Source organism: Blautia sp. DFI.9.10 (assembly GCF_024461705.1).
GTDB lineage: Bacteria > Bacillota > Clostridia > Lachnospirales > Lachnospiraceae > Blautia_A > Blautia_A fusiformis.
In genome coordinates this window covers 1-20,041 of record NZ_JANGAA010000035.1, presented here as the reverse complement: position 1 = coordinate 20,041, position 20,041 = coordinate 1, and the positions used below count along the sequence as shown (strand labels likewise).

At 45.6% G+C, this 20,041-nt stretch carries 20 protein-coding genes; 5 read left to right on the top strand and 15 right to left on the bottom strand.

From position 1 onward, the window contains the following. The 12 genes from NE671_RS15065 to NE671_RS15010 form a co-directional block, all read right to left on the bottom strand. A partial coding sequence (locus NE671_RS15065; RefSeq protein WP_173740995.1) for an RNA-guided endonuclease TnpB family protein occupies positions 1 to 715 on the bottom strand: 715 nt, incomplete at its 3' end. Then, entirely contained in the window at positions 715 to 1,137 is a 423-nt protein-coding gene (tnpA, locus tag NE671_RS15060; RefSeq protein WP_161206384.1) for an IS200/IS605 family transposase, read from the bottom strand. The genes NE671_RS15065 and tnpA, both read right to left, overlap by 1 nt. Positions 1,138 to 1,401: 264 nt before the next feature. Continuing rightward, the gene (locus NE671_RS15055; protein WP_021652193.1) at positions 1,402 to 2,058 is read right to left on the bottom strand and encodes an HD domain-containing protein; all 657 of its coding nucleotides are present in this window, start codon (positions 2,056 to 2,058) and stop codon (positions 1,402 to 1,404) included. Between the two features lie 68 nt (positions 2,059 to 2,126). Then, positions 2,127 to 3,497, bottom strand: a complete 1,371-nt coding sequence (locus NE671_RS15050) for a PhoH family protein (protein ID WP_021652192.1) — start codon at positions 3,495 to 3,497, stop codon at positions 2,127 to 2,129. A 143-nt stretch (positions 3,498 to 3,640) separates the two neighbouring features. Further along, on the bottom strand, positions 3,641 to 4,789 hold the full coding sequence (locus NE671_RS15045) for an iron-containing alcohol dehydrogenase (protein WP_129974789.1): 1,149 nt from the start codon (positions 4,787 to 4,789) through the stop codon (positions 3,641 to 3,643). An 18-nt stretch (positions 4,790 to 4,807) separates the two neighbouring features. Further along, positions 4,808 to 6,025: an aspartate aminotransferase family protein gene (locus NE671_RS15040; protein WP_021652190.1), complete on the bottom strand. Its 1,218-nt coding sequence runs from the start codon at positions 6,023 to 6,025 to the stop codon at positions 4,808 to 4,810. Continuing rightward, complete coding sequence (locus NE671_RS15035; protein ID WP_021652189.1) at positions 6,022 to 6,702, bottom strand: cytidylate kinase-like family protein; 681 nt, start codon at positions 6,700 to 6,702, stop codon at positions 6,022 to 6,024. The genes NE671_RS15040 and NE671_RS15035 overlap by 4 nt, the downstream gene beginning before the upstream one ends. 13 nt (positions 6,703 to 6,715) lie before the next feature. After that, positions 6,716 to 7,459, bottom strand: coding sequence for an amino acid ABC transporter ATP-binding protein (locus tag NE671_RS15030; protein WP_276530704.1), 744 nt, complete (start codon positions 7,457 to 7,459; stop codon positions 6,716 to 6,718). A gap of 10 nt (positions 7,460 to 7,469) precedes the next feature. Beyond that, positions 7,470 to 8,234, bottom strand: a complete 765-nt coding sequence (locus NE671_RS15025; RefSeq protein WP_021652187.1) for an amino acid ABC transporter permease — start codon at positions 8,232 to 8,234, stop codon at positions 7,470 to 7,472. 18 nt (positions 8,235 to 8,252) lie between these two features. After that, entirely contained in the window at positions 8,253 to 9,125 is an 873-nt protein-coding gene (locus tag NE671_RS15020; protein ID WP_044961899.1) for a transporter substrate-binding domain-containing protein, read from the bottom strand. A gap of 228 nt (positions 9,126 to 9,353) precedes the next feature. Next, on the bottom strand, positions 9,354 to 10,628 hold the full coding sequence (locus NE671_RS15015) for a PucR family transcriptional regulator (RefSeq protein ID WP_021652185.1): 1,275 nt from the start codon (positions 10,626 to 10,628) through the stop codon (positions 9,354 to 9,356). A gap of 168 nt (positions 10,629 to 10,796) precedes the next feature. Further along, positions 10,797 to 12,068 carry an MFS transporter gene (locus tag NE671_RS15010; protein WP_044961897.1) on the bottom strand — a complete coding sequence of 424 codons (1,272 nt, stop codon included), beginning with the start codon at positions 12,066 to 12,068 and terminating at the stop codon, positions 10,797 to 10,799. Between the two features lie 576 nt (positions 12,069 to 12,644). Here NE671_RS15010 and pdxS point away from each other — a divergent pair. Both pdxS and pdxT read left to right on the top strand, forming a co-directional pair. Continuing rightward, entirely contained in the window at positions 12,645 to 13,526 is an 882-nt protein-coding gene (gene pdxS, locus NE671_RS15005) for a pyridoxal 5'-phosphate synthase lyase subunit PdxS (RefSeq protein ID WP_044961895.1), read from the top strand. Then, positions 13,526 to 14,101 (top strand): pyridoxal 5'-phosphate synthase glutaminase subunit PdxT, encoded by a 576-nt coding sequence (gene pdxT, locus NE671_RS15000; RefSeq protein ID WP_129974791.1) that lies wholly within the window; start codon positions 13,526 to 13,528, stop codon positions 14,099 to 14,101. Before pdxS ends, pdxT begins: the two co-directional genes overlap by 1 nt. A gap of 158 nt (positions 14,102 to 14,259) precedes the next feature. Here pdxT and NE671_RS14995 read toward each other — a convergent pair whose 3' ends face one another. From NE671_RS14995 to NE671_RS14985, 3 genes are all read right to left on the bottom strand, one after another. Then, on the bottom strand, positions 14,260 to 15,384 hold the full coding sequence (locus NE671_RS14995; protein ID WP_021652181.1) for a DUF362 domain-containing protein: 1,125 nt from the start codon (positions 15,382 to 15,384) through the stop codon (positions 14,260 to 14,262). Between the two features lie 99 nt (positions 15,385 to 15,483). Continuing rightward, the gene (locus tag NE671_RS14990) at positions 15,484 to 15,951 is read right to left on the bottom strand and encodes a DUF2284 domain-containing protein (protein ID WP_044961893.1); all 468 of its coding nucleotides are present in this window, start codon (positions 15,949 to 15,951) and stop codon (positions 15,484 to 15,486) included. A 66-nt stretch (positions 15,952 to 16,017) separates the two neighbouring features. Further along, positions 16,018 to 16,890: a LysR family transcriptional regulator gene (locus NE671_RS14985; protein ID WP_044961890.1), complete on the bottom strand. Its 873-nt coding sequence runs from the start codon at positions 16,888 to 16,890 to the stop codon at positions 16,018 to 16,020. 155 nt (positions 16,891 to 17,045) lie between these two features. On the opposite strand from NE671_RS14985, the gene NE671_RS14980 reads away from it, so the two are divergent. The 3 genes from NE671_RS14980 to sdaAA are packed head-to-tail and all read left to right on the top strand — an operon-like array spanning position 17,046 to position 19,830. Then, positions 17,046 to 18,266, top strand: coding sequence for a dicarboxylate/amino acid:cation symporter (locus NE671_RS14980; protein WP_021652178.1), 1,221 nt, complete (start codon positions 17,046 to 17,048; stop codon positions 18,264 to 18,266). 5 nt (positions 18,267 to 18,271) lie between these two features. Then, positions 18,272 to 18,940, top strand: a complete 669-nt coding sequence (gene sdaAB, locus NE671_RS14975; RefSeq protein WP_015527273.1) for an L-serine ammonia-lyase, iron-sulfur-dependent subunit beta — start codon at positions 18,272 to 18,274, stop codon at positions 18,938 to 18,940. Between the two features lie 20 nt (positions 18,941 to 18,960). Then, complete coding sequence (sdaAA, locus tag NE671_RS14970; RefSeq protein WP_173740970.1) at positions 18,961 to 19,830, top strand: L-serine ammonia-lyase, iron-sulfur-dependent, subunit alpha; 870 nt, start codon at positions 18,961 to 18,963, stop codon at positions 19,828 to 19,830. Positions 19,831 to 20,041 lie beyond the last annotated feature (211 nt).

Here is a 20,041-nt window from a genome sequence, read left to right as displayed (position 1 = left end):
TCTCATACACTCTTGCCACCCTGATCCGCTGCTTCTCGCGGTTATGGGAATCTTTTTGTTTTCGGGAAAGCCTGCGCTGTTCTCTTATGAGTTTTCGCATTGAGCGTTCCAGATATCTGGGATTTGATACCGTATTTCCATTACTGTCGGAGTAGAACGCTTTGATCCCGACATCAATCCCTATCGTTCCGCCAGCATTTGAGCGTGGTTCCGGTTCAAAATCAACATTTAAAACCGCAAAATATTTTCCAGCTGGTGTGTGCTCAATGATCACGTGATTAATCTTTTCCACTTCCATCGACTGCCGTATTTTAACAAATCCAAGTTTCGGAAGTTTGATATATCTTCCCACAATACGGATATTATCTTTTTGATTTACCGTTCTGTATGACTGGAACCGGTTATGTTTACTTTTGAAGGTTGGATAGGAGGCCCGTTTCTGAAAGAAATTCACAAATCCCCGGTCGAGATCCCGCAGAGACTGCTGTAATGCAATGGAATCTGCTGCTTTCAGAAAAGCAAACTCCTCTTGCTTTTTCAGTTCTGTCAGCATGGCGGAAGTCTGGGAATAGCCGATCTTTTCCCCATTTTCATAGCCTTCCTTACGCATGGCAAGTCCCCGGTTGTAGATGAACCGGCAACATCCCAGGGTCTGATGGATGAAGTTTTTCTGTTCTCTGTTCGGGTAGATCCTGAATTTAATTCCTTTTTGCATTATCCCATCTTATCCTTTTGTCTCTGCGATGTTTTCTGGTTTTCAATATACTGTTTTACTGCTTCCAGCGGGGCACCGCCCACCGTTGATACAAAATAGCTGTTTGTCCAGAGAGTCGGCATTTTCGTTTTAAGATAGGGAAATTCCTGTCTTAAAATTCTGGACGTATAGCCTTTAAATGACTTTACAGCTTTGTGGATGCCAAACTGAGGATCTACTTCCAAAAGCATATGAACATGGTCTGGCATGATCTCCATTTCCAGAATGTCTACAGAAAGATTTGCAGCATACTCTGTGAGCAGCTCCTTCAGCCGGACGTCCACACCATTAATTAATACTTTTCGTCTATACTTTGGACACCATACTACATGGTATTTACAGGAATAGACGACATTGTTGTTTGATTTATATGTTGTGTTCATATTTGTATTATACTATAGTTTATTAGTTGATACAATTACTATTTTGTCCATCTTCAATTACTTGCATAAATTCGATGGACGCGTCTTATATCCCCATAGCTGAAGCAAAGGGTTTTACGACGCATTGGATAATATAATTTTCACACCATAAAAATTCCCCTGAACGCGGATAATTTTCCGTATCCAGGGGATTCTTCTTTCTTCTCTATAATTGCCAGCTCATTACCATCATATTGGTCCGGATTTTCCCGAAAGCTACTCTGTTCAAAGTACTTTTCGTCCGTTTACAGTCAGCTTGAAGGTTGTTCCCAAAATTTCTGCTGATTTTCTGCAGAACATCATCCGATCAAGAAAAATCTCAAAATAGTCATACATGGAACAGATATTTTCATCGATCTGAAGGTTCAGTGCGATCACAGATTTTTCTTCATCAATCTTAAGCTTCGAATCTGTCACAGCATAATTCACACGATCGTGAATATCAAACGCAGATCTTTCCTTCTGGCGTACACGGCTTCTTCTGACATCAGTTTTGTCCGCAATGATAAGTGCTGCTGATATAACATCTTCCGGGCTTCCTGTTGATTCATCGTGATTTCCGATTGCAGCTATGACAGTTACTCTGTCCTCAAGAGACATGTTGGTATCCTTCAGCAGATCATTTGCAAGAAGGGCACCGTATTCCGCATGATGGTTTCTGTTAATCGCATTTCCGATATCATGCATATATCCGGCGATTTTTGCAAGCTCGATCTCATGCTCCGGGTAGCCGAGTCTTTTCAGAATCTTCCCGGCCTGATGTGCTACCTGAACACAATGTGCCTGTGAATGATCTGTAAATCCAAGCTGTCCCAGGTTTGAATTTCCCTTTTTCAGATATGCATTGATTTCCTTATTATTCGCTACATCCTTATACTTCAAGTTTTTTTACTCTCCCTACGTGTTTCGTGCAGATATTCCCACTCTGCTTATGCTTCTTAGCCATATAGTCAGAGTCTCTTTATTGCGTCCATTGCCAGCGATGATCTCTCGCATTCTTCAGCTGACAATGTGATCTGCCAGCAAAGAGGACTATCCACCATATGTTTCGCCGCATAGCTTAAACCATTTGTCCTTTCATCCAGAAAGGGCCTGTCGATCTGCTGCGGATCTCCCAGCAGTATGATCTTCGTTCCCTGGCCTGCTCTTGTGATAATGCCCTTTACCTGATTTGGTGTCATATTCTGAGCTTCATCAATGATCAGATATGTCTTCGCAATAGACCTTCCTCTGATGAAATTCAATGCTTCCGTCTGAATGATTCCACGTTCAAAAATCTCCGCTATCTTATCACTCAGCTCGTCTTCATCTTCATATCTCTTCTTTTCATCCGAATCAAGGATCTGTTCCAGATTATCGATCACCGGTCTCATCAAAGGTGCTATTTTTTCCTTTTCATCGCCCGGCAGAAATCCTATATCATCGTCAAACTGTGCGTTGGGTCTGCATACGATCACACGGCGATATTCCTGTGCCGGATTGTTATATACCTTTTCCATTCCAACAGCAAGCGAATAAAATGTTTTCGCGGTTCCCGCCATTCCTTTGATGATAACAAGGGGAGCTTCTTTTGCATCTGTCATAAGGGCTTCCTGCATAAAATATTGTCCGACATTTCTCGGTGATATTCCATAGGGCTTGCTTTTTTTGTAAACAAGCTGGACTATCTTTCCTGAGGATACTCTTCCAAGAAGTGTCTTTTTTGTAGACTGATCCGGCTTCAGTATCACAAATTCATTCTCATGAAATTCCGGTATGGTATGATTTCCTTCCTCGTCACTCTGATAAACCTCTTCAAGAGAAATTCCTTTTTTCTTGAACTCCTTGACCTTATCTTCCGGAATGTATACTTCTGTACGACCGGTATACTGTGCATCATCATCTGAGATCTGCTCACGCTCGAAATCCTCTGCCTGAATTCCCATGATCTGTGCCTTCAGACGAAGTACGATATCCTTTGTCACCAGAATAACCTGCTCATCTGTTTCCGCAAGACCTCTGCATACCTTCAGGATCCTGTTATCCGGTTTGTCATCCGGAAGATCCGGCGGCAGCTCTACGTGTACAAAATTTTTTTCAATACGCAGAATACCACCGCCGGAAAGTGCTACTCCCTGTAACAGATCACCCTTCTGCCTGTACCATTCCAGCTTTCGGACTGCGGCTCTTGCATTGATTCCTTTTTCGCCCTCTGCCTTTTTAAGTCCATCCAGTTCTTCCAGCACCACCAGCGGAAGTACCAGATTATTGTCCTCAAAACACTCCAATGCATATGGAGCCTGGATCAGTACATTCGTATCTATCACATAGGTTTTTATCATATATGCATGCGCTCCTTTTCTGACTTCTGTCCCTTTTTCAGAAAATATGGTAGCATGCTTATTTTTTCGGTACTATCTCATTATTATGATTTTTGTATAAAATTATCGTAAAATCTTCTATTCCATGATGAAGCGGAACCTTCCTACAGTGCCTCTTTATACAGTGCCAGGATATCCTCCCGAACGGTTTTCTGAGGATTTATCGCAATGTTTCCGCTTTTCATGGCATCCTCTGTCATCTGTGCAAAATACTCATCCGTAACCCCTGCATCCGATAATTTCGCCGGGATCCCAACCTGTGTATTCAGCTCACGGACTGCCTGCTCCAGCATTCCTTTTGAAAACTCAGACTCACATTTCTTTTCCGTGGAAATATAATTATAAATCTTCTGATATTTTCCGAAGGCTGCCTCTTCGTTATATTTCACGATATACGGAAACAGGATTCCGTTTGCAACACCGTGAGGCACATTGAAAAAAGCACTGACCGGATGGCTCATGGCATGGATATTTCCAAGTCTTGCCCAGGAAAAAGCAATCCCGGCAAACAGAGAGCCTGCCAGCATATCGGAAGCTGCTTCCAGATTGCTGCGGTCTGCCACGTAGGTGCGGATGCTCCGCCCGATCAGCTCCATCGCTTTTTCGCTCATTGCCTCGGAAAATGGAGATGCGTCCAGAGAAACGTAGGATTCCTCTGCGTGGATCAGCGCATCGATCCCGCAGGCAGCCGCCACGGAAGCAGGTGCGGAGGTAAGAAGCAGCGGATCCAGAAGTGCATAAGCCGGGATCAGCTTATAGGAAAATACTGTAAGCTTGTAATTTCGTTTGTGATCGGTAATAACAGAAAAAGCCGTAACCTCTGAACCGGTTCCGGCAGTTGTGGGAATAGCGATCAGTGGGATGATCTCCCCCGGAACCTTGTCCGCACCTTCATATTCTGTGATGCTGCCGCCGTATTTCGCCACAACGCCTACTGCTTTTGCCACATCCATAGGGGAACCGCCGCCAAGAGCAACAATAAAATCCGCCCCGCTTGTCAGGAATGCTTCAGCTGCACGTTCCACAGTCTCCACCGATGGATTTCCTTCTGTATCACAGAAGGTGCTGACTGCAATGCCGGCCTGTGTAAGGATTTCTTCACACTGCCCCACTACGCCAAGTCTGTTCAGTGTGGGGCCGGAAATGATAAAGCCATGTTTTCCGCCAAGCTTCCCGGCTGCCCCGGGAAGCTCCTTTAATACACCTTCACCAAAAAGAATATTCTGCGGTACGGAAAATGTAAATCTTTTCATGCTGTTCGTCTCCTCTGCTTATTCTGAAAGTGCATTTACCGTCTCTTCAATGATGGCAGCCGCCTGATCACAGTCTTCCTCTGTAATGATCAGCGGCGGTACCATACGGATGGTATGTGCTCCGATGGCAGTGATCAGGAGATGTCTGTCAAGACAGCCATGCTTTACATCCACACCGGAAATAGTATCATCAAATTCCACACCTACCAGAAGACCCTGACCACGAACCTCTTTTACATGAGGGATCTTTGCAAGCTTTTCCATAAAATAAGCTCCCATTTTTGCCGCATTGCCAGCCAGATCTCTGTCAAGAAGTTCACCAACCTCGGCCAATGCTGCAGCACAGGAAACCGGATGTCCGCCGAAGGTTGTTCCGTGAGAACCAGGTGTGAAAGCTTTTGCCACTTCCTCTGTAGCACAGATCGCGCCGATCGGCATACCGCCTCCAAGTGCTTTTGCCATGGACACGATATCCGGTTTGATCCCGTAATGCATATAGCTCATCACCTTACCGGTTCTGCACCAGCCTGTCTGAACCTCATCAATAAGAAGGAGCATATCGTTCTCATCACAGAATTCCCGGAGTCCCTTCATAAATTCCATGGTTGCCGGATGGACACCGCCCTCGCCCTGTACAGGCTCTATCATAATGGCAATGGTATTTTCCGTGCAGGCATCTTTGAAAGCCTCAAGATCATTGTACGGTGCATAGGAAAATCCGTAGGTCATGGGACCAAAGCCAACCTGGCATCCGTTTCCCGGCTGTCCGGTGGCGGACATGGCGCCAAAGGTTCTTCCATGGAATCCCATTTTTGCAGTTACGATATGATAACGGTTCGGACCATATTTTTCGATTCCGTATTTTCTTGCCATTTTGATCATGGCCTCATTTGCCTCTGTACCGGAGTTCTGGAAAAAGATCTTATCCATTCCGATGGTTGTGCAGACCTTTTCAGCAAGAAGAGCCTGGGGAATGGTGTACGGATAGTTGAAGGTATGCATCAGTGTCTGCGCCTGGTCTACAACCGCTTTTACTACCTTCTCATTGCAGCTTCCTGCGGAGTTTACTGCGATACCTGCATAAAAATCCAGATATTTTTCGCCCTTCTCATTGTAGATATACTGGTCTTTTGCACTTTCTGCCAGAAAATCCATTCTCTCATAGGTCTCGATCATGTATTTGTTTACTTTTTCCTTGATATCCTCAAATGTCAGTCCTGTTTCTTCCAGCTTCATTTCTTTTCCTCCCCTTTTGTGATCTGTTCTGATAAGATCTGTTCCCGTGTGATCAGACCCTTCATCACCAGATATTCTTCGATCATCTTTACGCATCCTGCAATTCCGACTTTTTCACTGTTCAGCGTCATATCGTAGTTGACGGGATTGGTCCAGTAATTACCTTTTGTATAATATTTATAATAGTCCGCTCTGTACTTATCTGTATTCTCAATGGTGGCTGCTGCCACATCTGAGGATACCTTCATCCTCTGCATGGTCCGCTCCAGACAGAAGGCACGCGGCGCTTCGATATAGATACTTACCACATTTTTTCTGCCCTTTAAGACATAATCCGCACATTTTCCGACAATCACGCAGGATTCCTGATCTGCCAGGTTTCTGATGATCTGTGACTGATACTCAAACAACCGGTCATCGGAAACAAATTTCTCATTTCTTGCAATGTACTGCCTGGATCTGGGCAGCCCTTTAAGGAATCCTGTAAATCCTCCGTTATTCCGGATACGCTCATTGATATCCAGGAAGAGCTTTTCATCCAGTCCGCTCATCTGGCTTGCCAGTGTCAGGATACGGTTTTCATAACAGTGGATCCCAAGATCTTTTGCCAGCATGGAGGCGATTTCCTTTCCGCCGGTTCCAAAACCTCTGGCAAAGGTTACAATAAAATTTTCCATTTTATACTCCTTCCTATCCTGCCAGATAACGGCTCAAAAATTCTCTGGTACGGGCATTTTTAGGATTTTTAAACAGCTCCGCCGGAGGTGCATCCTCCACAATGTAACCCTGATCCATAAAAATCGTCCTAGTGGAAACATCTCTGGCAAATGCCATCTCATGAGTCACAATGATCATGGTAAGGCCTGTGGTCGCCAGCTCCTTCATAACATTTAAAACCTCGCCTACCATCTCCGGGTCCAGTGCTGATGTAGGTTCATCAAAAAGCAGGACCTCCGGATTCATGCAGAGCGATCTTGCAATGGCAACCCTCTGCTTCTGTCCACCGGAAAGCTGTGTTGGATTTGCATTGATAAACGGTGCCATTCCTACCTGCTTCAGATGTGTGATCGCCCTGTCAAAGGCTTCTTCCTTTGACAGATGAAGGACTTTTCTTGTACAGAGCATACAGTTCTGAAGAACAGTCATGTTATTAAAGAGATTAAATGACTGAAATACCATGCCGACCTTTGACCGGTAATCATTGATCTCCTTCTGGACTGCTCCGATCTCTTTTCCATGATAGCGGATCTTTCCGCTGGTCTGGGTTTCCAGCTTGTTGATACAGCGAAGCAGAGTGGATTTTCCGGAACCGGAGGAACCAACGATACAGATGATCTCACCCGGCTCCACGTTGAAATCGATTTTTCGCAGTACCTCATGCTGCCCGAATGCTTTACTTAATTCCTCAACGGATATGATTGCATCACCCATTATTTTTCCCTCCTTACGGATTTTCCATATATTCCACTGCCAGTGCGTAGTTCTCTGTTTTCTTCACCTTCTTTTCAAGGAATGTAAACAGACGGTTGAATACAAAGCAGAGTACAAAATAGATCACTGCAATAACAAGATAGGATTCAAAATATTTATAATAATTTCCGCCTACAGTTTTCGCTGCCATAAACAGCTCCTGAACTGCGATAACATTCAGAACGGAAGTCATTTTCAGATTTGTAAGAAATGTATTTGCCATCTCAGGGATGATGTTTTTGAAGGCCTGTGGAAGTACTACATAGATCATGGTCTTCATAGGTGACATTCCCATGGCCCAGGCGCCTTCTCTCTGTCCCATATCAATGGAACCGATGCCGGCTCTGACAGTTTCTGCCATGTAAGCTCCGGTGTTCAATACCGTTACCATAACACCTGCAAACAATGGTGTAATATTCACATTTGCCTGACGGATACCATAATACAGGACCATTGCCTGAACGATCATTGGCGTATCTCGGAAAACCTCCACATAGATCCTGCAGATTGCCTTTAAGATTTTAAAAATTCCTTTTTTCAGAATGCTGTCGCCTTCATTGATACGGATATCCTGGATGATACCGATGATATAGCCCAGCAGGAAACCAAGAATGGTTCCTGCTACAGCTATATAGAGAGTCAGCCAGGTTCCTTCCAGAAACATACTGGAATATTTTTTTGCCAGAAAGATCATCCATTCCAGGGAATTGGAAGGATCTGTGATTGAAAAGCCTAACATATCTCCACCTCACTTGGACTAGTTCGCTGCCGGCTGCTGTGTCAGAACAGTATCCATCAGCTCATCCATTTTCTCTTTATCGTTCCAGCCGATGTCATCCATAGCACCCTGCAGCTTATCTCTCAGCTCTGTGTCATCTTTTCTTGTTGCGATGCAGACATTGACCATTTCATCATCATCTTTAAAGGTATCCTTCTCATCCAGGTTGATGATCTTCAGATCCTTGTTTGTCAGTGCTGCTGATTCTGCTGTAGGAACATCTACAACGCAGACATCTGCAACTCCGTTGGAGATTGCCATAAAGCACTCTGATGTTGTCTCATAGTTTCCGGACTGCTCTGCACCGTCGATCTGATCCAGAAGCGGTACCCATCCGGTTCCAAGCTGTGTGGTAACCTTACAGCCTGTTCCTGCAAGATCGGAAAGACCTTTGACATCGTCATATTTGCCGCCTGCCTTTACCACGATACAGTTATCTCTGTAATAATATGGTTCTGTAAAAGCATATGATTTTTCTCTTTCTGCCGTTTTTCCCATACCTGCGATGATACAGTCATAATCGCCGGCATCCATGGAGATTCCGATGGAGGACCACTCAACCTTGTGGATCTCCAGCTTCATTCCAAGCTGATCTGCAAGCTTCTGGGCTACTGCCACATCGTAGCCATATGCGTAATAATCACTGTCGTAAATAGGTTCTGCCTTGCTTCCGTCCGGGGTTGTGTCTGTATCCTGGGTCCAGTTGAACGGTGCATATGCACATTCCATACCAACCCTTAACACATCCTTATCGGATTTGTCTGCTGCCCATGTGGAAGCTGCTGTAGATGCTAACATTGCTGCGGAAATAATACCTGTGATCACCATTTTGCCTAAAAGATTTTTTTTCATATTCGTTTCCTCCTCTTCTACATAGCTGGCACAAAACATATTTAACTGGTCGACCTGAACGTTTTCGCCTGTAAACAAAAAGGGCGCTGAAAGAAATTTTTTATTTCCTTCAACGCCTTCGTTGTTTGATAGACTTCATTATACTCAGAAGAAGCCTTTCGTCAACTTTTATTTTGCACAAACAAACTATTCATTTTGCACAGTGTTGTAAATATATGAACCTGCTCTTCAGGAAAACATCAGCTGTTTGATCAGGATACAGTTTATCATATCCAGATATTCCATATAGTCATCCAGCTCAAAATCTATCAGCTCCTGGATCTTATTCATCCGGTACTGCAAGGAATTTCTGTGGATAAAAAGTTCCTTCGCCGTTTTTCCGACGCTGAACCCGTTCATGTAATAGGCAAGCAGGGTATCCAGAAGAAACGTTCCGTTGGCATGATCATATTCCTCCAGCTTTCCCAGCCGTTCATTGCAGTAATTCAGGATCTCATCATGGTTGTCGTTATTGAACAGATACTGATAGATTCCCATGGCTGTTGCACTTAAGACTTTCTTGTGCTTGGGATTTGGAAGTATGTCTTTTTTGGGGATCAGACGCTTTGCCTCCTGATAGCTGGTGCCGAAATCTGCCGGATTGGTGTAGATACCGCCCAGGATACAGGTGCTTCGGATGGTTCCGTGAAACTGCGGACTGGCATCGATCTTCTGCAGAACCTTCTCCAGCTCATGTTCAATGCTTTTGTCTTTTTTTGCCTCAAAAAGAAGAACAAACTTGTTAAGAAACCTGAGGAACATGGGCTTTCCTTCCATTTCCATAACTTCCTGGTTCAGATAATTGGCATAATATTCATAGATATGTTCATCCTGTTCCAGATTGATGCCGTACTTCCGGTCAGCCACAATGATCCCTACTCTGCAGGGTGTGGTAAAGTTGATCCCGAACTGCTGGGAGATTTTTTCGATATAGCGATCATTAATATCATAGCCAAACAAAAGATTGTAAAGATAATCTCCCATCCGTTTATTCTGCATTTCATATTCCAGGATGATCTTTCCCACACTCTGGGCAATATCCACAAAAGAAGCTCCTTCCCACCGGATGTAAAACAGCGGAAGCTTCAGTTCATTTGCTTTGTCGATCATCTCCTTCGGGACGGGCTCCTTGTCATCGGTGATAGAGATCCCAAAGCCGGAAATTCCAAGCCCATACAGTTCTTCCATGGCTTTCTGTGCTTCTTCCAGGTCAAACCGGACATAGTCCACCACACACAGGGCAAAATTCCCCTGGTTCATATGCTCCTCAAAAGGCCGGGTCTGCACCATATAGGTCCATGTGACAGGTCTTGTGAGACCTTTTTCCCCGGCGATCAGTTCCACTCCGTCCAGCTGCAGTTCCAGTATATCCTGACAGGTGATCATATGCATCAACTCCTTATTTTTGCAGTATTTCACACACTCGCATCCATAAACAGGCAAAACAATATCTGATTTTCTCATCCTTCCGTTATCCTAGCAGAAATATCTGATTCCGGCAACTCATAAAAAAACCTGGAAGAACTCAGCCACAGGCACATTATTTCTTCCAGGTTTTTCTGTTTTCAGATTCTCAGTCAGCTGTTTTTGATCCGGCAGCCGGCACAGCTCTGCATCCAGTTACATTCAGATTTATTCTGCCTGTGGTTTGCGTACCTGTGCTGTACCCTTCTTTGCTCCGACAGATTTTTCAGCATGCTCTTTCACAAGATTTCGTCCAAGCAAAGTCAGGCATACAAATGCGATCACTGCAAAAACAGCTCCGATCCCAAATACCACGTTCATCTCATAACCATTGCTGCTCACCAGACCGGAGATCGCCGGTGCGCCAAAGGTTGCGAATACGATACCGAACATAACAAATCCATAATTTTCTCCGGTGTGTTTCATTCCGAAAATGGAGCTTGTCAGAGATGGAAAGCTTCCCATGATGCCGCCATAGCAGCCGTACATCAGCACAACGGCAACCGTTACTGCCAGGGATCTTGATACAGCGAGAACTCCCATAGCGATCACTGCCACGATCAGCACTCCTTTGATGCAGACAATCCTGCCCACTTTATCTGCCAGTGTGGGAAGCACCAGTCTTGCTCCTGCATTGACAATGGATCCAAGCATAACGGCACTGACTGCCACTGCAGACGGGATTCCAAGGTCGATCTGGTAGGTCTGGGATACCGGTGAAACCATAAAATAAGAAATCAGTCCAAAGAACATGGTCGCAAGAAGAAGATAAAAATTCTTTGTTCTCATCATCTCTCCGGATGTATACTGCTTCATCTCCGGTGTCCCGGACTTTTCCGCAGAGCCACCTGCGTTCACCAGACTCTTATCGGGTGCCTGAAAAAAGATACCGCACAGGATCCAGGAAATCGTGATGGCCACGCCAACGATCAGAAGGGTTTTCTGCACACCTTCCGCTTCCAGCAGCTTTCGACTCAGCGGTGCCAGGAAAAATCCACAAAGTCCGTTGGCAGTTACCACAACGCCGGAAGCAAATCCGGTACGGTCCGGAAACCATCTTTGTACTGTTGCCAGGATCACCGTATAGATCATTCCCTGACCAAATCCCTGCATCACTCCATAGGAGAGATACATAGGAAGCGGTGTGGGAACGATCAGAAATGCGGATGCCAGGATTCCTGCTGCAAAGATCCCGCCTCCGATCCATACAATCGTCTTTTCCTTAAAGCGGTTCTGCATCCTTCCGCCTACGATATTTCCGAATACAAAGGTGCTCAGTGCCAGATAAAAGCACATGGATGCCTGTCCCTGGCTCCAGCCTGCCTGCTCCATCACATAAGGCTGGTAAATAGACCATACATGGGGATATCCTGTAAAAAAGATCGCGAAAGCTCCGAATATCATAGTCAGCAGACGCTGTTTTTTCTGTGTTCCTGTCATAATTTCCTCCTCTGAAAAAGATTTCCGGCCTGCTCTGTACTCTCTGCCCACAGAATGCAGCCTGTTTCTGTACACACGATCTGCACGTTTTCCTGCACATTAGCTTCACTTATCTTTGATATTCTTTTGTTTGCGTGCTATTTTCTTTTATTTGCGTGTCAAATGCGTGTTAATTATGTTGTGTGTATGTTATCACACGCAGTCTTATTATGCAATATAAATTTACAGCTTTTTCTTTTTTCTCATTTTTATCCAAAGTTTACGGTTATTTCTTTGTATATTATTCACAACGGCGTTGTTTTATGCACGCATGTGCACGCGTTAATTCTTGTATGAAATCCTTATTTCATCTAATATATTTCAAATTTTGATCCTTTTCCCGCAGCAAAAAGCACGCATTTTAAGCAGGCGTGCTTTTCCGTTTTTTTATCTCTTTTTCACTTTATCTGTTCACAGTCTCATAACTGTCCCTTAAAAAATTATCTATATTGGATATTTTTAAATACACAAGTAAGTTTTATAATCTGGAACCAACAGAAATCAAACACAAAATCAATGATTACGGAGGAAAAGATCATGTCTGCAACAAATGAAAGATATAAACTGAACAAAGAACTGGCACAGATGTTAAAGGGCGGTGTGATCATGGATGTCACAACACCTGAGCAGGCAAAAATTGCCGAGGCTGCCGGTGCCTGTGCGGTTATGGCCCTGGAGCGTATTCCTGCCGATATCCGTGCAGCAGGCGGTGTTTCCCGAATGAGTGACCCGAAAATGATCGAAGGGATCCAGAACGCAGTTTCCATTCCTGTTATGGCCAAATGCCGTATCGGACATTTTGTGGAAGCACAGGTACTGGAAGCCATTGAGATCGACTATATTGATGAAAGTGAAGTTCTTTCTCCTGCTGATGATGTTTATCATATTAATAAAAGAGAATTCAAAGTTCCTTTTGTATGCGGTGCAAAAGATCTTGGAGAGGCACTCCGCCGCATCAATGAAGGTGCTTCCATGATCCGTACAAAGGGTGAGCCCGGAACCGGTGATATCGTTCAGGCAGTCCGCCATATGCGAAAAATGAACAGCGAGATCGCAAAGCTTACCAGTATGCGTGAAGATGAACTTTTTGAGGCTGCAAAAACTCTCCAGGTTCCTTATGAACTGGTATCCTATGTACATGACAACGGCAGACTTCCGGTTGTAAACTTTGCTGCCGGCGGCGTTGCCACTCCTGCAGATGCCGCTCTTATGATGCAGCTTGGCGCCGAAGGTGTCTTCGTCGGTTCCGGTATCTTTAAATCCGGAAATCCGGCAAAAAGAGCTGCTTCCATCGTAAAAGCAGTTACCAACTACACCGATGCCAGACTGATCGCAGAGCTTTCCAGAGATCTTGGCGAAGCTATGGTCGGGATCAATGAACAGGAAATCGCCTTACTGATGGCAGAAAGAGGCAAATAATGACAATTGCGGTACTGGCTTTACAGGGTGCTTTTGCAGAGCACGAAAAGGTTCTTGATCGCCTCAGCGTTTCTCATATCGAGCTGCGCCAGGCAGGTGATCTTAAAAAGCCCTTCGACGCTCTGATCCTTCCGGGCGGGGAAAGCACTGTTCAGAGCAAGCTATTAAAAGAGCTTGATATGTTTGAGCCCCTGAAAAAAAGAATCGAAAACGGAATGCCCGTTCTGGCTACCTGTGCCGGACTGATCCTTCTGGCTTCTGAGATCGAAGGACAGGACAGCTGTCATTTTGGCACCATTCCCATGTGTGTGCGCAGAAATGCCTACGGAAGACAGCTTGGAAGCTTTCATACGGAAGAAACGGTTAAATCTGTGGGCAAAGTTCCCATGACCTTTATCCGTGCGCCTTATGTGTCTGACGTCCACGATGATACAAGGGTTCTGGCTTCTGTCGAAGACCGGATCGTTGGCGTACAGTACAATGATCAGCTGGCCTTTGCTTTTCACCCGGAACTGGATGAAGACACCCGGATCCATGAAAGATTTCTGGAGATCGTCCGGGATTCCTGCAGCTGAAACTCCGGGATAACAGCCTCTTTTCATCACATGAAATTGTTTTCTGAAAACGAATGCCACCAGGCACACCTGTAAAAAGATGTAAAAATCCGGGAACACAGAGTAATATGAACTGTGTTCCCGGATTTTCTGATATTTTCTGAGCTTTATTTCTCAGCTTATTTGATTGTCTTCAGCTCATACTCCCTGGTTCCCAGACCGATCTTTTCTGCCTGATCCAGAGTTGCCTTCCACTCAATATTCGGATTGGAATCCTTAAAGTGGTCATGATGACAGTGCCATCCCGGCTCTGCCAGATGCTCTCCAAGCTGGCTGTTGGCGATCGGTGTTGCCTTCAGACAGGCATCTGCACAGGCCTGATCCAGTGCAACCGGGTCAAAGCTTGCGAACATTCCGATATCCGGAAGGATCGGCGCATCATTTTCACCATGGCAGTCACAGTTAGGGCTGATATCCTGTACCAGTGCAATATGGAAATGAGGACGTCCGTGACAGACAGCCTGTGCATACTCTGCCATCTTGCGGTCAAGAAGCTCGTTTGCACTGCTATTCGGATTGTATACGGCATCATAGCTGCAGGCGCCGATACAGCGGCCACAGCCTTTGCATTTATCGTAATCGATAACTGCTTTCTTGTTTACATATGTGATCGCATCACTTCCGCACTCTTTCGCACAGCGGCGGCAGCCACGACAGACATCTTCATGGATGGCCGGCTTTCCGCTGGCATGCTGCTGCATTTTTCCGGCACGGCTTCCGCAGCCCATACCGATATTCTTCAGGGCGCCGCCAAAGCCGGTTGCCTCATGTCCCTTGAAATGGCTGAGACTGATAAAAATATCTGCATCCATGATAGCATGTCCGATCAGGGCAGTTTTGCAGTATTCTCCGTTTACTACCGGAACTTCTACTTCATCGGTTCCTCGAACTCCGTCACCGATGATGATCTGACATCCGGTTGTGATCGTGTTAAATCCGTTAAGATTTGCACAGTCCAGATGCTCCAGTGCATTCTTTCTGCTTCCCGGATAAAGAGTATTACAATCTGTCAGGAACGGCATTCCGCCCTGCTCCTTACAGAGATCTGCGACTACCTTTGCATAGTTCGGACGAAGGAATGCCATATTTCCAAGCTCTCCGAAATGCATCTTGATGGCTACGAATTTTCCATCCATATCGATATCTTTGATTCCTGCGGCAACGCAGAGTTTTTTCAGTTTGTCCAGCTGGCTGGTTCCCACCGGACATCGAAAATCAGTGAAATAAACTGTTGATTTCTCCATTCTGGTTTCCCTCCTGTTTGATCATTTCAAAATAAATTTACCCTTTTCCTGACAATATGTCCAGTTTTTACACAAAAAATATATAAAAAATGCGCTACGCTACTCTCGAAAAAGGATCTGCGAAAAATACCGGAACTTTCCATCATTGGTCCAGCACTGCATTCCCACAGCATCTGCCATCTTCTGCGCATCTACACAGTAGGCAGACATACAGGAATTATGCTTGTACGGCCCGGCGCTCATGATCAGAAGATCTGTTTTTCCGCACTCTTTCATCTTCTCTGCGAACTGCTCTGTCAGCTTATTATGTGCAAGCTTGGCTTTTCTGTAATCCATGAGTCTGTCCTGTGTCGTCTGGAGCACCAGTGTGTTCTCATAGCCCAGGGCACGTTCCTTCATTTCTTCCACGGTTCCGCTTTCCGGTGGACATGCAGGATTTTTATCATAATTGCCACAGGCATTTTCTTCACAGAAAACACGGTATTCCGGCACAAACACCAGCTTATCGGTTTTCATGACCGCAGCATCGGAAAAGCCAAGCTTCTTTGCTTCTTCAATAAAATCCATTTTTCTCTCTCCTGTGTTTTTTCTTTTATAGTGCCACATTTTATTTGTATTTACAAGCACAGACTTTCACTCTGCTGCCAGGCGGATAAACTCCTCCATCTCTCTCGTCTTAAACTTATTCTTATGGTAAAAAATCTGCCGGTACATGGATATCTCCACATCCTCCACATGTAAAAGGGCAATTCTTCCTTTCCGGATATCTCGCTCCACAGCCAGATAGGGAAGGAAGGAAAGTCCGTGATTCTTTTCCAGCATGCGGATGATAAAGGCGGTATCACTGATCTCCAGCACCGGTGACAGAGCCTGCTTCTTAAGCGCCAGCTGCTGATCCAGGGCCTGCCGGTAATTGGCATTCTTTTCCGTGAGAAAAAAAGGCTCTTCCAGGATATCCCCCATCTTCAGCGTCTTTCCGGCAAATTCCGAATCTGCGGAGGCCACAAATACCACAGGTTCAGCTTTCTCCATTACTTTGATCCAGTTCTGGTCCCACCTTGGAGTGTCCAGTATGTAAATAAGATCAAGCCCGTTATGCTCCATCATCCGTATCAGCTGTTCCGGTGTATCAATAGTCACCTGCAGGCTGACCTTCGGGTGAAGCTGGCGGAATTTACTCAGGACCGAAGGGAGCTTGGCAGTACACAGGGATTCGATCGTCCCGATATGCAATGGATTTTTCAGTTCTGCATCATCATTCATTGACTTTTTTGCTTTATTTACATCATATAAGATCCTGCTTGCATGCTCCATAAACTCTTTTCCGGACGGAGTAAGCACCACACGCTTTCCTGTTCTGTCAAAAAGTCTTGTTTCCAGCTCATTTTCCAGAAGACGGATCTGGACAGTGATCGCTGACTGGGTGTATCCCAGAACCTCTGCTGCCCTTGAAAAGCTCTGAAGCTGTGCTACATGTACAAACGTCTCCAACTGACGGATTTCCATGATTTTCTCCCTTTTACTATGAAATTTTTTCATCGTGATGATGAAATCTGTGAATTTGCCTTATTTTTATGTCAATGTTACAATACAATCACGAGGACGTCAATCGTATTTTTGTGCAAAATGAATAAATTCATACTTAGGAGGAAAGAATCCAAATGGAAAAGAAAAAAATCAAGATCGGACTTGTGCCGAAGCTGATCATTGCCATCATCGTAGGTATCCTGTTCGGCCAGTTCCTTCCGGAAGGCTTCTGTCGCTTTGTTGTAACCCTTTCCGGATTTTTCAGTACCTTTCTGAAATTCGTCATCCCGCTGATGATCCTTGCCTATGTGACCATGGGTATTGCGGATCTTTCACAGGGTGCAGGGAAGCTTCTCCTGATCACAGTGGCTCTGGCTTATGGCTCCACTCTAATCGCAGGTTCCGCATCCTATCTGGTATCATCCAGCCTGTTCCCGCACTTTATGAGTGAAGGTGCACTGGATCAGATCGCAGCTACCGCAGACGCATCCCTGACACCGTTTTTCTCCATCACACTGGAGCCGGTCATGGATACTCTTTCTGCTGTTGCCCTTGCCTTTGTCATGGGACTGTGCCTCTCTTCCATGCGTGGAAAAGAAATGGGAAACAGCCTTTATAACGGAATGAGTGACTTTTCCAAGATCATTGACAAAGTCCTTCATACCATTATCATCCCGCTGCTTCCGCTTTACATCTGCGGAACCTTCACAGATATGACTATTTCCGGAAAAACCTTTGCCATCTTAAGCATCCTCTGGAAAGTATTCCTTGTTGTTATCATCATGCACCTGATCTGCATTACGATCCAGTTTGTGATCGCAGGTACTGTCAGCAAAAAGAATCCTTTCACTCTGATCAAAAATCAGATCCCGGGATACACAACTGCTCTGGGAACCCAGTCTTCCGCAGCTACCATCCCGGTCAATCTGGAATGTGCCAAAAAGGACGGCGTGTGCGAGCAGATCCGCAACTTCGTAGTACCGCTCTGTGCAAACATCCACATGGCCGGTTCCATGATCACCATCACAGCCTGTGCTACTGCAGTCTGCCTTATGAACCAGCTGCCCATCAGTCTTGGGATCATCGTTCCGTTCATCATGACTCTCGGTGTTGCCATGGTTGCATCTCCCGGTGCTCCCGGTGGTTCCATCATGACTGCCCTTCCATTCCTTTACATGGTATTCGGAGCGGAAGCCGGTGATCCGGACGGTGCCATCTGTGCTATCATGGTTGCCCTTTACATTACCCAGGATTCCTTCGGAACTGCCTGCAATGTATCCGGTGACAACGCCATCGGCGTGATCGTTGACACCATTTATAAGAAATTTATTGCAAAAACACCACAGGAGAATTAAGCAAAATGTCTTTTATCAGTGTATTTGACGTTATGGGTCCCAACATGATCGGTCCTTCCAGTTCTCATACCGCAGGGGCTGCGCGTATTGCTTTCCTTGCCCAGAAGATGATCACGCCGCCCCTGAAAAAAGTAGAATTCATCCTTTATGGTTCCTTCGCCAGAACATACAAAGGACACGGTACAGACCGTGCCCTCCTTGGCGGGATCATGGGCTTTTCCACAGATGACATGCGTATACGGAATTCTTTTGATATTGCCAGGGAACAGGGGATCGACTTTTCCTTTACTCCAAATGAAGCGGAAACCGATGTCCATCCCAACACTGTAGATATCCATATGGTCAATGAACAGGGACAGGAAATGACAGTTCGGGGGGAATCGCTGGGCGGCGGCAAGGTCCGCATTGTGGAGATCAACCACGTGAAAGTGGATTTCACCGGCGAATACAGTGCCATCATCGTGATCCATCAGGATACTCCCGGTGTTGTGGCCTACATCACCAGATGCTTAAGTGAACGTAACATTAACATTGCCTTCATGCGCCTCTTCCGTGAATCCAAAGGAACCACAGCCTATACGATCGTGGAATCCGATGGTCATCTCCCGGAAGATATCGTAGAAAGCATTCACCGGAACACCAACATCCATGATGTCATGGTTGTTCAGATGTAGGGAAAAGGAGGATGTGTTTTATGGATTTCAAAAATGCCAAGGAACTTCTTGCTCTCTGCCAGGAAAAAAAGCTTCCGATTTCCGAAGTAATGCGCCAGCGTGAGATCCTTCTCGGTGAAACCACTGCTGAAATCGTGGACCAGCGCATGGACCGTGTTCTGGAGATCATGAAGGACGCTGCTTTTTCCCCCATCAAAGATCCGGTGATATCTATGGGCGGACTGATCGGCGGTGAAGCCCGAAAGCTCTGCGAATTTCATAACCTGGGAAAAAGCCTGTGCGGAAATGTTCTCGGAAAGGGGATCACCTACGCTATGGCAACCCTTGAGACCAACGCTTCCATGGGACTTATCGTTGCCTCTCCTACTGCCGGCAGTGCCGGGATCGTTCCCGGAATGATGCTTGCTCTTCAGGAGGTCTATGGCTTTTCCGATAAAAAAATCCGCCAGGCATTATTTAATGCAGGCGCGATCGGCTATCTTGCCATGCGTAATGCAACAGTTGCCGGTGCGGTTGGCGGATGTCAGGCTGAGGTCGGAATCGCTTCTGCAATGGCTGCTTCTGCTGCTGTGGAACTTCTTGGCGGTACACCTCTTCAGTGTACTTATGCTGCTTCCACGGTTCTTATGAACATGCTTGGACTTGTGTGCGACCCGGTAGGCGGCCTGGTGGAATATCCCTGCCAGAACCGTAACGCAGCCGGTGTTTCCAATGCCCTAATCGCAGCGGAAATGTCACTGGCCGGTATCCCCCAGTTCATCCCGCTGGATGAGATGATCGATGCCATGTATACTGTGGGCAAAAAACTTCCTGCAGAGCTTCGTGAAACTGCTCTCGGCGGTTGTGCAGCCACACCGTCCGCCTGTGAAAAGTGTCATCTTTGCAGTTGAAATGCAACTATGGCAGAGAAAAAGCAGTTGGATATCTTATGCCCCATTTGTTGCACAGCTCTATATTGAATAATAACTTCATAGTTTGCTCAGTCAGATAATAAAACGGAGAATTCCTTAAATTTTTCTTTCGGGAATTCTCCGTTTTCTTTTTTATAAATTCTTTAGGTTAGAATCGATGATGGAGTAAACGAAAAAGCAGTTTTGACAT

Excerpts from the sequence above, each read along its gene's own strand:
- tnpA (WP_161206384.1), bottom strand. The coding sequence starts at position 1,137 with ATGAACACAACATATAAATCAAACAACAATGTCGTCTATTCCTGTAAA.
- NE671_RS15050 (WP_021652192.1), bottom strand. The coding sequence starts at position 3,497 with ATGATAAAAACCTATGTGATAGATACGAATGTACTGATCCAGGCTCCA.
- NE671_RS15045 (WP_129974789.1), bottom strand. The coding sequence starts at position 4,789 with ATGAAAAGATTTACATTTTCCGTACCGCAGAATATTCTTTTTGGTGAA.
- NE671_RS15040 (WP_021652190.1), bottom strand. The coding sequence starts at position 6,025 with ATGAAGCTGGAAGAAACAGGACTGACATTTGAGGATATCAAGGAAAAA.
- NE671_RS15035 (WP_021652189.1), bottom strand. The coding sequence starts at position 6,702 with ATGGAAAATTTTATTGTAACCTTTGCCAGAGGTTTTGGAACCGGCGGA.
- NE671_RS15025 (WP_021652187.1), bottom strand. The coding sequence starts at position 8,234 with ATGTTAGGCTTTTCAATCACAGATCCTTCCAATTCCCTGGAATGGATG.
- NE671_RS15020 (WP_044961899.1), bottom strand. The coding sequence starts at position 9,125 with ATGAAAAAAAATCTTTTAGGCAAAATGGTGATCACAGGTATTATTTCC.
- NE671_RS15015 (WP_021652185.1), bottom strand. The coding sequence starts at position 10,628 with ATGAGAAAATCAGATATTGTTTTGCCTGTTTATGGATGCGAGTGTGTG.
- NE671_RS15010 (WP_044961897.1), bottom strand. The coding sequence starts at position 12,068 with ATGACAGGAACACAGAAAAAACAGCGTCTGCTGACTATGATATTCGGA.
- pdxS (WP_044961895.1), top strand. The coding sequence starts at position 12,645 with ATGTCTGCAACAAATGAAAGATATAAACTGAACAAAGAACTGGCACAG.
- pdxT (WP_129974791.1), top strand. The coding sequence starts at position 13,526 with ATGACAATTGCGGTACTGGCTTTACAGGGTGCTTTTGCAGAGCACGAA.
- NE671_RS14995 (WP_021652181.1), bottom strand. The coding sequence starts at position 15,384 with ATGGAGAAATCAACAGTTTATTTCACTGATTTTCGATGTCCGGTGGGA.
- NE671_RS14990 (WP_044961893.1), bottom strand. The coding sequence starts at position 15,951 with ATGGATTTTATTGAAGAAGCAAAGAAGCTTGGCTTTTCCGATGCTGCG.
- NE671_RS14985 (WP_044961890.1), bottom strand. The coding sequence starts at position 16,890 with ATGGAAATCCGTCAGTTGGAGACGTTTGTACATGTAGCACAGCTTCAG.
- NE671_RS14980 (WP_021652178.1), top strand. The coding sequence starts at position 17,046 with ATGGAAAAGAAAAAAATCAAGATCGGACTTGTGCCGAAGCTGATCATT.
- sdaAB (WP_015527273.1), top strand. The coding sequence starts at position 18,272 with ATGTCTTTTATCAGTGTATTTGACGTTATGGGTCCCAACATGATCGGT.
- sdaAA (WP_173740970.1), top strand. The coding sequence starts at position 18,961 with ATGGATTTCAAAAATGCCAAGGAACTTCTTGCTCTCTGCCAGGAAAAA.